The organism is Thiohalomonas denitrificans (genome assembly GCF_016841685.1).
Lineage (GTDB): Bacteria > Pseudomonadota > Gammaproteobacteria > Thiohalomonadales > Thiohalomonadaceae > Thiohalomonas > Thiohalomonas denitrificans_A.
In genome coordinates, this window is the sequence record NZ_JAENYR010000043.1 from 3,677 (window position 1) to 16,858 (window position 13,182).

Below are 13,182 nucleotides of genomic sequence, written 5' to 3' on the forward strand. Positions count from 1 at the left end.
GTCCGCAGGGATTGCTCCCTGCAATCCTCCTGCATTCCCCACATCCCTGTGGGTCAACGCAGGTTGTAGAGTAGCGCATGCCGCCACTGGCGGTCGTCGACAATGCATGAAGCATTGTCGGGGAGCGTGCTGCCGCGTAGATTATTCCTAAGTCCGACCGGCGGCTAAACGCAGCCGGTCGGCTTCGGCAGACCACCGTATTTGGTGATCGGCTTCATGGGGCCGGTCAACCAGAGCTTGAACATCTCTTTCTGGTCTTCACCCGCAAATTTGGCGAACTTCCGGATAGGAGGCACCACGGAGTTCTCGTCGTAGTATTCGCGAGCCTTCATGATGTGGGCCCACCGGGTGTCGTCGAGTTCGATACCATCCTGTTCAGCCATGGCTGCGCCGATTTCCGGAGTCCATGCATTCATATCGGTGAGGTAGCCATCACCATCACGTTCAGGAAGCTCCATTGCTACTCCTCCAATTGATTCGGGTTTTTTCCTCTGCTGGATGCAGCCGGTCAGCCGCTTATATCCAGAGATTTAGAATGGATTTAAATATATACCCACCCGTCTTGTCAAGTATTAATGGCAAAATCGTATCGCCTCAAGGAAAGCAATACCTCTTTGCCTAGCGGTGGGGCGCCTTCTGACCTGCATCGAGAGAGGAGTGAGCGCACACTTACCCGACAGGATAGTTGTTACGCGAAAGAAGCCCGCGAAGTAACTACTCACCCCCTCCATCATTCCCTGTAACCCCGTGCAGGCGGGGTGACAAGGGATGACCGATTTCCTGGGCCATGTGCGATCACCCGGGCGAGCAGACCCCGCGAAAAGTCGAAAGATAGAAATCGAGGCGGCTATGAGCCAAAAGTGTGCACCACAGGACAGACCGGGAACACTCTTCGATTCGTTTCCGTATGCCCTGTGGCAGTATTACCTATTTACTCGGCCGGCCAGTACTTGGTCTCGATTCCCTCACCCAGATCGGCCTCGATGAGCCGACGGCGGACCTCGAGCAGACGCTCGATCAATTCGGGCTCGGCTCTTTCGTAGGCCTCGGCATCGGGCACGCGCTTCACCGACACACCCAGCATCTCGGTAATGGCATTGCCGATCGAGTTCTGGCTGATGGTGACGATTAGCTTGCCCTCGTCATTGCGGTAGATGAGCTGCTTGAAGGCGGGCTGCCAGCGTACGGCATTGGCGTAGGCCGGGTCGGTGATGCAGCGGTCGCGCACCTTCTTGGCGGTGGTAAGGAAGTCGTTGTTGAACATCAGCACCCGCTCGACCGCATCGGGGAAGTAGAGATCCGGCGGCATCGGCGCGTTGCGGGTGGAGACCTGGCTGAAAAAGGTGCGGTAGAAATCCAGAAAGCCCTTGAGCACCTCGTCGTATTCATGCCAGAAGCGGATGTTCTCCAGAGTGGCCCCGCCGCCCGGGATCTCCCAGCTCGGCAGCCCCTGTGGATAGCCGGTCAGGTCCAGCCGGGCCGACTCGTCGCTCACCGGCTTGAGCACGGAGAGGTCGAGTGCCTCGCAGATGAACTCCCGGTAGACGTCATGCATGTACTTCTCGAACAGGCTGTGCTGCCCGCCATCGGTGAGGTTGGGGTCATCGAGGTCGGCCGGCTCGGCATCGCGCAGCGCGGTCTTGTCGAACACCATGAAGTGGTTGTGCAGCATGCGGATGCTGGGCACCCCGGGTGAGGTGAGCGGCCAGGTGGCGTCCAGGCTCGCCTCGCCCGCCAGGATCAGGTGCTGCTCCGGGTCCGGATAACGCTCCAGCATGTAGTTGATGATGACCTGATTCATCCGGTTCCAGACGTGTTTCACCCCCTCCGGGACCTGGGTGCGACGCACCGGCCGACCCAGCGGATTGAGGATGCACTTCGAGGTGTTGTAGATAATCGAGGCATCAAACTCGTTGCTGTGTCCCAGGGCCTTGCGGTAGAGCAGCAGATTCTCCGGATTGCTCAACAGCCCGTTGTTGTGCTCCAGGTCATTCAGGTTTTCGGTGCTGTTGAAGAACTCGTTGGGCTTGATGCCTTCGGGCACTTCCAGCGGAATGGGGCGGAAAGGGGTAACGATTCGTCGTGGGCCGGATTGCATAGGGCTACCTCGGAGATTTTCCTTATAGGCTTATAAGCTATTGAAATGACAAGCAAATTAGCTGCGAAAAGCACTTTAGCACCATCCCCGGGGAAACGGTAGCAACTGGAACCCTTCCTGCATCCCTGCAGGTGTATTCAAGGCGTGCCCCCGCTTTCAAGGACTTATGTCGCTGTCAGCGTGTAACCGGGAGGCTTTCGAGTTCAAGGAAAAGGCTGTGAATTCAGCTTTCCAGCGGGATGCAAATCACCGAAACGCACGCCCACCAACCGCACTTTTCTCGCTTGCTGCCAATCGAATCGCTGCAGATTCTTTCTTGCCGCCTCGATGAGGACGGCAGAGTCATCCGTCGGCTCTGGCAGGTGCAGGGCATGGGTATGACTCTCAAAGTCGGCATAGCGCAGCCTCACGCTGACGCTTCGGGCGAGTGAACGCATATTGTGCAGGCGCATTACCAAGCCCTCTGTCAGGGCGTTCAGCTCGGCTTCGACCGTTTCCGGGTCTCCCGTATCGTGCTGGAAGGTTGCCTGGTGGCCCAGGGATTTGGGCACCCGCTGGGCAGTCAGCGGAGTGTCGTCGATACCGTGAGCGGCCCGGTGGAGGTAGTGCCCACGGGAGGGTTTGAACTCCTCAACGAGGACGGCTGGCGGGATTCCGGCCAGTTCGCCGATGGTTTTCACCCCCATGCTCTTCAGATGGGCTTCGGTCCTTGGCCCCACTCCCCAGAGGCGCCTCACCGGCAGTGGCCAAATCCGACGCTCGATATCCTCCTCGGCAAGTGCCACCAGCCCATCCGGTTTTTCCAGGTCGGAAGCCATTTTCGCCAGCAGCTTATTGGGGCCGATGCCCACAGAAGCGGTAAGCCCCGTCTCTTCGCGGATGCGTTCTTTGATGATACGGGCGATCCCGACCGGATCGGCCACCTCCGACAGGTCGAGAAATGCCTCGTCGATACCGCCCTCCTCCACGGTTGGCGAATACGCCCGGAGGAGGGCTTTGATGTGCTCGGAAATCTTCAGATAGGTCGGGCCGTCGACCGGCAGAAAATGACAGAGCGGACAGAGCCGAAAGGCTGTGCGCAAAGGCATTCCCGAATGGACACCAAAGCGCCTGGCTTCGTAGGAAGCGGTCGACACCACCCCTCGCTCGGAAGGTATGCCCCGGCCGCCCACCACCACCGGTTCGCCCTGGAGCTCAGGGTGCCGCTGAAGCTCCACAGCCGCAAAGAATGCGTCCATGTCGATATGCAGAATGCAGGGCATTGGCGGTTTCCTGACAATCTGCCGTCAGTTTAGAGCGCCGACCCGATAAATGATTGGCTATCCGCCGTTTTCCTGCACCGGGATACAGTGGACAGGTGGACGGGACGCCGATTTGCCGAAGCCGACCAGCTGCCAGAGGCCAGCTTACTAAACTCGTTGCGTGCAGGTGACCTGGCCCGGATTTCTCACCGTTGCATGGGTGAGGGCGGGTGTATTTCCAACCGAAGAAAATTCGCTGTGGGAACAGAGGGTAAGGAGAGGCCACGCATCCAGTGACAAATCCGGGCTAGAGTTGATCAAAGCGGAACAAATCAGGGAGCCTGCTCATGGAAAAGATCAATGCCATCCGGAAATGTCTGGAGACACACGCCGGCCACCGGGATATCTATCACCGAAAGCTGAATGACGGTCATGAATTCCGGATCCACAACAATGGACGAAGTTGTTGGGTGATAATCGACAACACGGTCATCGACCAGTCGGATGCACTGGCGCTGACAGAGATGCTGACCAATGCCCACGTCCCGCAGTCCTGCCGGGATACGGCACAGATGCGCCACTGGATTGTGACTCCGCAAGGAGTGATTGAAGAGAACGTGCCGGGCGAATACCTGTAATCCTTCTATCAGGGCAGCGGCATCCGATAAGCCGAATTCCCGAAATGACCGACTCATCACCGAAACGGTCCCGGAAAGAACCGCTTCGCCCGGGAGCCGCCATCGGGAAATTCAGGCCCGCAACCAGACCTTCCGTAGCTCCGTCGGCATCAACCCCGCGACGTGCTTTGTCTCTTTAATGGGGAGTACCCGCTTGACTGCACCGAAAACTGCTTCGGTAGCCTTTTCCGCGATGTCGTCCGAAGTCTCCAGTTCGCTGCCAACCACGCGGAAAAACTCAGGCGCATCCAGGGCGTCCACGGGCCGCCCGCCCTCGATCTCCTGTTGCAGAAGCCGCGGCTCCAGCGAAAGCGACCCGATGGATGACGGCAGTTGCCCGAACAGGTGTTCAGCCTCCTCCTGGGGGATTCGCCTGCGCAGATGAATCAACACGCTCTGGACGGCGTCACGCTCCAGATCGTCGTTTTCGGGCAGCCAGCGCCTCTCCACTTGATCCCAGAACAGCTGGTCCTTTTCCATGGCCTCTCCCAGTGTAGTGTTTCATGTCCGAATCCGGGCAAGCGCCCATCTATTCAAAAATTAGCAAAGGCGGGGCGAATTCACCGCCAAGCTGGAGTTCGCGGAGAAGGAATCGGGTAAAGTGGAAGGCATGTCTAAACCGAAGGAAATCGTGATTTGCGGCCTCGACGGGGTGATCGCCCTGCTCGAACATCGCCTGCACCACCTCTACAACGACGATGGGGTCAAGGACTGGGACCGGTTCCTTGAGGCCTGCACGGATGACATGCCGAATCTCCCGCTCATCGATCGTCTCAATCAGGCGCGGGGGGAGGGTGTGCCGGTGATGATCATCACCGGCCGCAGTTCGGCGGTGCGGGAACAGACCGTCGAGTGGCTCCGGCAGTGGCATATCGGCCATGACGGACTGGTAATGCGCCCAGCCGGCGATTTCACCTCCGCCGGCAAATTCAAGGCCGCGGTCATCGAACGCAACTTTACCGGTGCCACCATCCGCCGCGTCTATGAATCCACCCAGCAACTGGGGGTCGCCGGCTGGTGTGCGGAGCGGGACATTCCCTGCACCCTGATCGGCCCCAACCAGGGCAACGGCGAAAGCCGTGAGGTGTTCGAGCTGAAAGTGGTGAACCACATCTGTGGCCACATCGCGCTGCATCCCTTCTACGGTGATGACGACGTCACCTGGGAGGAGCGCGTTCGCCAACTGGCCGACACCCCCTGCCGACTCTGCCAGGCCGAAGAGATGGCGAAGGAGCGCAAACAGAAAGCGGATGAGGCCCGGCTCGCCGCCCGCGAACAGGGCCTGCCGCCCCTGGACGGTTCCGAAAAACAGGTGGAATGGGCCGAAGGTATCCGTATCAAGGCCTTCAGCGCCGTCAACAAGGTGCTCAAGTGGACTGATCAGGTCAGTGCCGAGGCCGAAGCGGAGGATCCGGAGCACTGGAGCACAGTCACCCAGGGGATCAAACGGGCAATCGCCTACCTGGAGGGGCAGGTGGATGCCAAATGGTGGATCGACCATCGCCACGGCATCATGAACAGCCTCGATGGCGGGCGGGGACTGCTGTCTGCCGTGGCGGAGCAGGAGGGGTATCTGTAGAGATGGCGATAGGGTACGGGATCTGTTAAACTGGCGCGTTCGAAGCTAGCAGCCTGTCAGGCTTAGGCGGCCTGTAGCAGCAAGATGGGTAAAGCAAGGCTGGATGTTCACGATTTTAAGGCCCCTGGTGGTTCTACGCAACGAATAAATCGGGAAAATTCGAGCCGTTCTTTCATCCTGCACCACAGGAGCAGCCTAAGTCCGGCAGACTGCTGGTCGGCGCGGCGTTTCAGCCTCCATTAAACGGCAATCACAAGGAGCGAGTGCCATGTCTGCAGTTGAAGAAAAACCCAGAGTACGTCCGCAATATCGCGTAGTCAGCGTCAAGAAAGCAAAGAAACCCGAAGGAATGGAAGGCAATAACTGGCATTGTTACATCATTGAACGCGGCACCTCGGTGGTCACCGGCCAAAAGCCCGGAACCCTCAAGGCGGTTACCGAACACGCCGAACAGGTTGCCAGCGACCTCAACGCCCGTAGCGGAATAGGTGCAGGCTCCCCCTATGCTGCTCGCAAGAGCAAATAACCAAGCTCCTTTGGCCATCGCTTTTTTGCATCGTCAGGAATAAACCGCCGAACCGTGAACATCGCGGCGAAGGCGCCCCTCCTACCCGATAGGTCGGAAAGCGTCCGGCCCTTCCGGTAGGAGGCCCGCCCCGGGGCGATATCCGCTCACGAAAGCATCACGGCGAGGGCAATACGGTGCTGCCCCCGCAGGTCAGGCTTTGGCCCGTCAGCGCAAACGACGGCCTGAAGGCCGACCTGCAAACTGCCCCGTAGGTCGCGCGTTAGCCCGTCACAATGCAAACGACAACTGAAGAACGACCTGCATGCGCCGCTCCGTGTCGCACTACACTGGTCGGTAACGGCCGAAGCGGGACGGGAGGAGAGCGTCATGGCAGATGAACAGGGGTCCGGCGACAACAGGCGCCAGACCAAACAGCGGAAAAAGAAGAGCCTCAGCATGCACGAAGGCATCGCCTACTGGTGCGACTGCTGTCCCTGCGAAGCCGAGGAGCGCTGGGTGGAAGTCGGAAAGGAGTTGGGCATCGACATGAAAGGTGATTACGAGGACGAGGAGCCGGAGGAAGACGAAGACGCTTCCGGCCCCTGAAGATGTCCTAACGCCGCCAGAAATAGTTAACGCCTGAATGGCACATCCCCGCTCCACTGGTAGGGAAGAGTCACCTCACTGGTGGCACCGGGGATTTTCAGATTGCCGGTGAAAGCCACCGGCAGCGAACCACCCTGCTTTAACACCTGCGTGAGACCCGCGATTTGGCCGTAGTCCAGGTTGAGGCTCAGCGGTAGCGTTTCCGTCCGGTTCGGCTCCACCGCAAACGGTTGGGTGCTCTCGCCGTTCAATACAGAGGCATCGCCGAGTTTGATCTGGTAATCGAGGCCATTAAACCGGATGGGAAAGCGGTTGGTGTTGTTCACCTTGAGCCCAACCGCCAGTTGCGCACCGGAAAGGCTGAGGCCGTTGACCCGCAGACTCTGTACCGAGACATCGGGCAACCGGGGCACCGGAATGCTACCCGACTGGGAGTAGGGGATCGCAAAGAGACCGAACTTCGCCTCACCGCTGATCCGGTAATCCAGCTCATCTTTTCCGCCCAGGTCCGTGAGCGAATCGAGCACGTCGCTGTAACGAAGGGTAAGGGGAAGGGTGATGCGCGACTGCTGGTTCGCACCAATCCGCAACCGCTCACCCAGAGTACCGTTCGAAAAGGTCTTGTTCGCAAGCTCGAGCCGGTAGCTCAGGTCCTGCATCGATATGCCAACGGGATTGGGATTGCGGACATCCAAATCGAAGGCGAGCTGCACGTCGGCCAGCGACATCGCCACCACCTGAACATCGCGCAGATCCACCTCCGGCTGCTTTACGTGCTCTTTTACCATCGCGCAGCCACTCAGAAGCGCTGCCATCATCGAACCCACCAACCCCAGTCGTACCATCGTCTCTCCAGTCATTGTTTGCCCCAATCGCCCTACTTCAGCAATGGATGCCCCTTCGGCAGCTGCTTCGCGTACCACAGTGCCAGCTTATGACGCATGGTCTGTTGCGAGACCTGCTCCTCCGGCAAGGGCTGGATTTTCTTGTCGTGCACCAGTAGCCGGTAGAGGTACAGAATCTTTTCGCTCGCCGAATCGGTGGCTTCAAACTCGACCACGCCCCGCTCCTCGCCATACTTCATACCGGCTAGAATCGCCTCTTTCACCAGCTCTGCCTCATGCTTCAGCTTTTTCATCGCAGTTTCCCGTTCGGCTCCCGGCCATACTACACTGGAAACCCCGGGGCGTAATGATGCAGCCGGGTTTGCCCACCCTGTCGAATGGGCGTAGGTTTCCCCCTTTCGGTCTCTCTTGGAAAAGCACCATGAATCGTGCGGGAACTACTTTATCTCTCCTGGGCGCAGCGATGCTCCTTCTGGCTCTCGCCGGCTGCTCGCCGCACCCGGCAACCGGTACCTGGGCCGCGACAAGCGAGTCGGGCTCCAAATTCGGTCGACTCGAGGTCACCTACGAAGGACGCGCCAACCTCTTCGAATTCGGCGAGGAAGAGGCGGGAAGGCACTGCTTCTGGAGCGGCGAGAGCAAACAGGCGATTTCCATGAGCTGCAAGCCCGCCTTCGACACCGACATCGAAGAGCACTACCGCCTGAACCTGGAAGGAGACGGCACCGCGACCCTCATGGGCGATGGCAAGGCAATGGCCCATTTCTCACGAGAGCCGTAAGGGGACCGCCGTCGCTGTCCTGTACCGCCTATCCCCCGGTTTCCGTGCTCCCCGGCGGAGATTCCGCGACGTCCCGGACGCGCACCAGACCGTCGGGTCCGCCGAGCATCACCAGTAAGGGCGTAAAGTCGCCGAGCGCCGGGTTGGGAAACTTGACCCAGTTGTCCCGCATCATGGGGTCGTCGGCGTAGCGCTTTTTCAGGGCACGATCGATGGCAAGCAGCTGACCGGCACGGGCCAGCACATCGAGGTTATCAGGCAATGGTTCGCCTTCGCGATAAGGCCTGATCGCGTCGATACCAAGCAGAAGCTTCTCCTGGCCCTCATCGAGGCCCCACCGATCCAGCAGCGCCACACTCGCCTCCGCTACCGCACGCCGACTCTCCTCACTCTGCAGTTCGGGGAGAAACGTTCTGGCCATGGCCCTCCTCCTGAGGTGCTGGCAATGGCATGAATATAGGCGAATGAGCCCCTGGAGCCCATCCCCGGCGCCCCGTGACCCGCAAATCAATAGATATGGCCAAATTTGCGAAGAAGTAATTGTTCAGCGCATGGACCCCTGCGATAGAATCCGGTAGACAAACGCCGTCGGCGGCTCGGGGACGGGAGGCTGCTCGAACGTCCCGCATGGTGTACGGTACTCCAAGCGCCGCCATGCCGGACCAGAATGATATCCGGGAGCATTTCAGGCGGAACCCCTGGCAAATCCTCTTCATAATCAGGAGCGAAAATAATAACGATGGAGTTATATAACCGCAGAACCCCTCTCTTGCTCGCTACCGTGTTCGGGCTTTCACTCGGCATCGCTGGCTGCAACGAAGAAGGGGGCACAGAAGCAACCGGGGAACAACAGGGAACGGTCGTTGCCACCATCAACGGCAAGGCCATCACCGAAATTGAGCTGAACCAATACCGCGGCGCCCGCGCCGATTCGGACCAACAACAGGACCAAAAGGCCCTTTTAAACGAGCTAGTCACCCAAGAACTCGTCTACCAGGACGCGCTCCAGCGAGATCTGGACAAGGACCCCAAGGTAATTCAGGAACTCGAACAGCTGCGCACCCGCATCCTGGTGTCGGCCATGGTGCGCAAGGCCATGGAGGAGAGCCCGGCCAGCGACGAGCAACTCCACGCAGAGTACGACCAGCTGAAAGAGAGCATGGTCATTGCCGAGTTCAAGGCCAGCCACATTCTGGTAGAGGAAGAGGAGCAGGCCACGCAGCTGATTGCTCAGCTCGACGGCGGCGCGGATTTCGCCGAGTTGGCACGTGAGCACTCCACCGGTCCCACCGGCGAAAAAGGCGGGGACCTGGGCTGGGTCAATCCGCAGCAGATGGTGCCGCCCTTCTCACAGGCACTCCAGCAGATGGAAAAGGGCAGCTACTCGAAGGAGCCGGTGAACACCCGGTTCGGTTGGCACATCATCCAACTGGTAGACAGCCGCCAGTCCGAACCGCCCGCCTTCGAGGACCTCAAGGGACAGCTGGCGCAGATGGTTCAGCAGCGCCAGGTCAGCGAATATATCGCCGCCCTGCGGGAAAAGGCCGACATCTCCATCAAGGGAGAAGCCGGCGAAGAAAAGGCCGACTCTTCAACGGCCGAGTAAGCCCCGCTGATTTGGTACCCGTCCGAAAACCGTAGGATGGGGTGAGCCTGCGAATTCCATCATTACCCGGGATACGGTGGTTTCTCGATGGGGTTCGCGGGGCTCACCCCATCGCACATTCTGACAGGCTCCTGAAGGGCGGCTGAGTGTGTCGATCGACCGTTTCTACTCCGAGGCTCGATAGCGGGCGATGCCGGTGGCAGCCAGGAGCCCCGCCACCGCAACTCCAGTTGCCAGCCCGGCGGCGATAGGTCCGGTGCCAATGCCCACGTCGAGGAGCCGGCCCAGTGCCGGGGGTCCGACGGCCGTGGAGACGATCGCAAACGAGTGCAGCAGCGAACGGATCGCCCCCAGGTGGGCCACGCCGTAGAGCTCCGCCAGCAGACTGCTGGTTGCCGAGGCCGACAGGCCCATCCCCAAACCCATCAACCCCGGCCACAACAGCGCGGCCCACGCCCCCTGAAAAAGGGCCAATACCGCCATTGCTGCCGCCAGGGGGAGAAGCGTCGGCACAAACACCCGCGCCGCCGACCAGCGATCCACCAGCGGTCCACCGCCAAACAGCCCGACCACATGCCCGAGGGCAAACAGCGTCAGCCCCGATGCCACCAATTCGGTCGACCATCCCTTGGCGTGGGCCATGGGCACCTGATGGAAAAAGGCGATGGTGACCACAAACGGCCCGACAAAGGTGGCCGGCACCAGCAGGGCGAAACGGCCATCCCTCACCACCTCGCGCAGGGTATGGTCCCTGCCGGTCCGATGCCCTCCCGGCTCCGGCGCTTCCCCGTCGCTGGCCCCATGCAGAAGCCATAACAGCAAAGGCAGAAACAGCACCACCACCAGCCCGGCATTCACAGCCCACGCGGCACGCCACTCCAGCATGGCCAGCAGCGCCACGGCCGCGAGCGGCAACAGTGCCTCCGGCAGAGGGAACCCCATGGCGGCGATACTCACCGCCTTGCCGCGCCCGCCGTGAAAGCGCCGGGCCATGGTGGTCAGGGCGATATGCCCCATCAGCCCCTGCCCGCCGACGCGCAACAGGAAAAACGCACCCAGAAGCCCCACCAAACCCCCGGCCCCGAACAGTAGCAGGCACCCCAGGGCGAGGAGCGACGCCGCACCGATTAGAAACAGGCGCAGATCAACACTGTCATAAAGCCGGCCCAGCCAGGGCAGCAGCGCGGCACTCGCCAGCGTCGCGCCGCCGTACACCAGCCCGAGTTCGCCGTGACTGAGGGAGAAGGCCTCCCGCAACTGCGGATTAAACAGCCCGATATAAAAGGTTTGACCAAAGCCGGAGAGTGCAGCGGTAAACAGCCCGAAGGCCAGTAGCCGCCGGTTGGTGCGGACAAATGCGAGATAAGCCCGAACACCGGAGGGCAGCAAGCGTGGAGACATGGGGAAAACCGTATGGCCGTGAACTTCAGGTGCGTGAGTATAGCGCCCGATGAAACAGGGTGCGGTGAGCAAGTTTAGCTGCAAGATAGCGGGGTGCCTGCTCGGCTATTCGTGGCGGGAACCCGCTGATTCTGTACCTGCTGACCTCGGAACCCGTAGCCCCCGTCAGGGTCTACTGAGTATACTCCCGACCTATCGACTGATGAGGCGCAGGCACAAGGCGCCATTGAATGGACGGAAACCCCTTTCCGATGAATCCAACGCCCAACTCCGATACGGGCCATGTGTCCAGTGTCTGGCTGCTGATCTTCGCCGCCTGGCTGCTGTCCGCTATCTCCACCCTCGGCGCACTGTTTTTCGGCGAAGTCATGGAGGTACCGACCTGCAGCCTCTGCTGGTACCAACGCATCTTCATGTTTCCGCTGGCGGTGATTCTGCCCCTGGGGCTGTTCCCGCTCGACCTGAAGGTCATCCGGTACACACTGCCGCTGCCCCTGCTCGGGGGGTTGCTCGCCGGCTTTCACCTGCTTTTGATCGAAGGGGTAATCCCCGAGAGCATCCAGCCCTGTACCAAGGGCGTGCCCTGCTCGGAAACTTTTGTCGAGTGGTTCGGTTTCCTGACCATCCCGATGATGTCGATCGCGGCCTTTTCAACCATCGCCGTACTACTTTTCGCGGCGCGTTTCAGAGGTTCCCAATGAAGCAAAAGACCCTGTTCATCATTGCCTTCGCGAGCCTGGTGCTGGCCTTTGTCTTCGGCGCACTGATCTATACTGCGGAGAAAAACCGGGAGTCCTCACAACGGGCCGACGCCAACCCTTCATCGCTGGTCCGCATGCACTCGCCCACACTTGGCCCGGCCGGTGCACCGGTGGTCATCGTCGAATTCCTCGACCCCGCCTGCGGGGCCTGCCGGACCTTCTATCCCGCGGTCAAAGAGATGCTGGCCGACAATCCCGATCAGATCCGCCTGGTACTGCGCTACGCCCCGTTTCACCAGGGTTCGGACCAGGTCGTCGCGCTGATGGAAGCGGCCCGCAGGCAGGGCCGGTTCTGGCCGGTACTGGAGACCCTGCTGGCAAACCAGAACCAATGGGTACAAAACCATACCGCACAAATCGCACGGGTCTGGCCACTGGTCGAAGGCCTCGGCCTGGACCGCGACAAGCTGCAGGCCGACATGGCCTCGCCGGAAGTCGCCGCCGTCGTCGCACAGGACCTGGAAGATGCCCAAACCCTCAACGTCACCAAGACGCCCGAGTTCTTCGTCAACGGCAAGCCACTACCGAGCTTCGGATACCAGCAGTTGAAGGATCTGGTGGACAATGCCCTGAGCGAAGCGCGGTCGCGCTAGCAGCCCGTCGAAAACTCTCTGGGGGAATCAATTCCACCCCCAAGCCCGGGCTCCCCCTGGTAGGAGGGCCGCCCCCGGCGCGATACTCCCCGCAACGGAAATCGCCGCGAGGGCGCGCCTCCCACGGGCAGGGCTATGGCTCCGTCCCCCGGTAGGAGGGCCGCCCCCGGCGCGATGCTCCCTGCAACGGAAATCGCCGCAAGGGCGCGCCTTCTACCGGGCTATGGCTCCGTCCCCTGGTAGGAGGGCCGCCCCCGGCGCGATACTCCCCGCAACGGAAATCGCCGCGAGGGCGCGCCTCCTACGGGCAGGGCTTGGCTCCGTCTTCTGGTAGAAGGGCCGCCCGCGGCGCGATGCTCCCCGCAATGGAAATCGCCGCGAGGGCGCGCCTCCTACCGGGACCGAGCCTCCGATCTCCGTGGAATGGGTTAGGCGCGCCAGGCACATCCATCCGGTTTACCCGTGCCCATAACGCGCGCCCAATCA

At 60.6% G+C, this 13,182-nt stretch carries 16 protein-coding genes; 8 read left to right on the forward strand and 8 right to left on the reverse strand.

From position 1 onward, the window contains the following. Positions 1–164: 164 nt before the first annotated feature. The 3 genes from Q7L05_RS10480 to Q7L05_RS10490 all read right to left on the reverse strand — a co-directional run bounded on the left by Q7L05_RS10480 (position 165) and on the right by Q7L05_RS10490 (position 3,360). On the reverse strand, positions 165–458 hold the full coding sequence (locus Q7L05_RS10480; protein ID WP_303905878.1) for a TusE/DsrC/DsvC family sulfur relay protein: 294 nt from the start codon (positions 456–458) through the stop codon (positions 165–167). Positions 459–931: 473 nt separating this feature from the next. Then, complete coding sequence (locus Q7L05_RS10485) at positions 932–2,098, reverse strand: hypothetical protein (RefSeq protein WP_303905880.1); 1,167 nt, start codon at positions 2,096–2,098, stop codon at positions 932–934. A gap of 203 nt (positions 2,099–2,301) precedes the next feature. Beyond that, positions 2,302–3,360, reverse strand: a complete 1,059-nt coding sequence (locus Q7L05_RS10490; protein WP_303905883.1) for a DNA polymerase IV — start codon at positions 3,358–3,360, stop codon at positions 2,302–2,304. A 326-nt stretch (positions 3,361–3,686) separates the two neighbouring features. On the opposite strand from Q7L05_RS10490, the gene Q7L05_RS10495 reads away from it, so the two are divergent. Continuing rightward, on the forward strand, positions 3,687–3,977 hold the full coding sequence (locus tag Q7L05_RS10495) for a hypothetical protein (RefSeq protein WP_303905886.1): 291 nt from the start codon (positions 3,687–3,689) through the stop codon (positions 3,975–3,977). A 111-nt stretch (positions 3,978–4,088) separates the two neighbouring features. Here the strand turns inward: Q7L05_RS10495 and Q7L05_RS10500 are convergent, their stop codons facing one another. Then, on the reverse strand, positions 4,089–4,496 hold the full coding sequence (locus Q7L05_RS10500) for a DUF2267 domain-containing protein (RefSeq protein ID WP_303905889.1): 408 nt from the start codon (positions 4,494–4,496) through the stop codon (positions 4,089–4,091). Positions 4,497–4,626: 130 nt separating this feature from the next. On the opposite strand from Q7L05_RS10500, the gene Q7L05_RS10505 reads away from it, so the two are divergent. The 3 genes from Q7L05_RS10505 to Q7L05_RS10515 all read left to right on the forward strand — a co-directional run bounded on the left by Q7L05_RS10505 (position 4,627) and on the right by Q7L05_RS10515 (position 6,709). Next, complete coding sequence (locus Q7L05_RS10505) at positions 4,627–5,595, forward strand: hypothetical protein (RefSeq protein WP_303905892.1); 969 nt, start codon at positions 4,627–4,629, stop codon at positions 5,593–5,595. 268 nt (positions 5,596–5,863) lie between these two features. Then, complete coding sequence (locus Q7L05_RS10510; RefSeq protein WP_303905895.1) at positions 5,864–6,121, forward strand: hypothetical protein; 258 nt, start codon at positions 5,864–5,866, stop codon at positions 6,119–6,121. A gap of 369 nt (positions 6,122–6,490) precedes the next feature. Continuing rightward, positions 6,491–6,709 (forward strand): hypothetical protein, encoded by a 219-nt coding sequence (locus Q7L05_RS10515; protein ID WP_303905898.1) that lies wholly within the window; start codon positions 6,491–6,493, stop codon positions 6,707–6,709. 26 nt (positions 6,710–6,735) lie between these two features. Here the strand turns inward: Q7L05_RS10515 and Q7L05_RS10520 are convergent, their stop codons facing one another. Both Q7L05_RS10520 and Q7L05_RS10525 read right to left on the reverse strand, forming a co-directional pair. Next, complete coding sequence (locus Q7L05_RS10520) at positions 6,736–7,569, reverse strand: LEA type 2 family protein (protein ID WP_303905901.1); 834 nt, start codon at positions 7,567–7,569, stop codon at positions 6,736–6,738. Positions 7,570–7,586: 17 nt separating this feature from the next. Further along, positions 7,587–7,847, reverse strand: coding sequence for a DUF5062 family protein (locus Q7L05_RS10525; protein ID WP_303905903.1), 261 nt, complete (start codon positions 7,845–7,847; stop codon positions 7,587–7,589). Positions 7,848–7,975: 128 nt separating this feature from the next. On the opposite strand from Q7L05_RS10525, the gene Q7L05_RS10530 reads away from it, so the two are divergent. Next, a complete protein-coding gene (locus tag Q7L05_RS10530) occupies positions 7,976–8,335 on the forward strand; it encodes a hypothetical protein (protein ID WP_303905906.1) in 360 nt (119 codons plus the stop codon). Positions 8,336–8,363: 28 nt separating this feature from the next. Here the strand turns inward: Q7L05_RS10530 and Q7L05_RS10535 are convergent, their stop codons facing one another. Next, positions 8,364–8,756: an antitoxin Xre/MbcA/ParS toxin-binding domain-containing protein gene (locus Q7L05_RS10535; RefSeq protein WP_303905909.1), complete on the reverse strand. Its 393-nt coding sequence runs from the start codon at positions 8,754–8,756 to the stop codon at positions 8,364–8,366. A gap of 318 nt (positions 8,757–9,074) precedes the next feature. On the opposite strand from Q7L05_RS10535, the gene Q7L05_RS10540 reads away from it, so the two are divergent. Then, positions 9,075–9,941, forward strand: coding sequence for a peptidylprolyl isomerase (locus Q7L05_RS10540; protein WP_303905912.1), 867 nt, complete (start codon positions 9,075–9,077; stop codon positions 9,939–9,941). 165 nt (positions 9,942–10,106) lie between these two features. Here Q7L05_RS10540 and Q7L05_RS10545 read toward each other — a convergent pair whose 3' ends face one another. Then, positions 10,107–11,342 (reverse strand): MFS transporter, encoded by a 1,236-nt coding sequence (locus tag Q7L05_RS10545; RefSeq protein ID WP_303905915.1) that lies wholly within the window; start codon positions 11,340–11,342, stop codon positions 10,107–10,109. Between the two features lie 230 nt (positions 11,343–11,572). Between Q7L05_RS10545 and Q7L05_RS10550 the strand changes: the two genes are divergently transcribed. Both Q7L05_RS10550 and Q7L05_RS10555 read left to right on the forward strand, forming a co-directional pair. Continuing rightward, on the forward strand, positions 11,573–12,043 hold the full coding sequence (locus Q7L05_RS10550; RefSeq protein WP_303905918.1) for a disulfide bond formation protein B: 471 nt from the start codon (positions 11,573–11,575) through the stop codon (positions 12,041–12,043). Then, positions 12,040–12,696: a DsbA family protein gene (locus Q7L05_RS10555; RefSeq protein WP_303905922.1), complete on the forward strand. Its 657-nt coding sequence runs from the start codon at positions 12,040–12,042 to the stop codon at positions 12,694–12,696. Before Q7L05_RS10550 ends, Q7L05_RS10555 begins: the two co-directional genes overlap by 4 nt. The last annotated feature ends 486 nt before the right edge of the window (positions 12,697–13,182 follow it).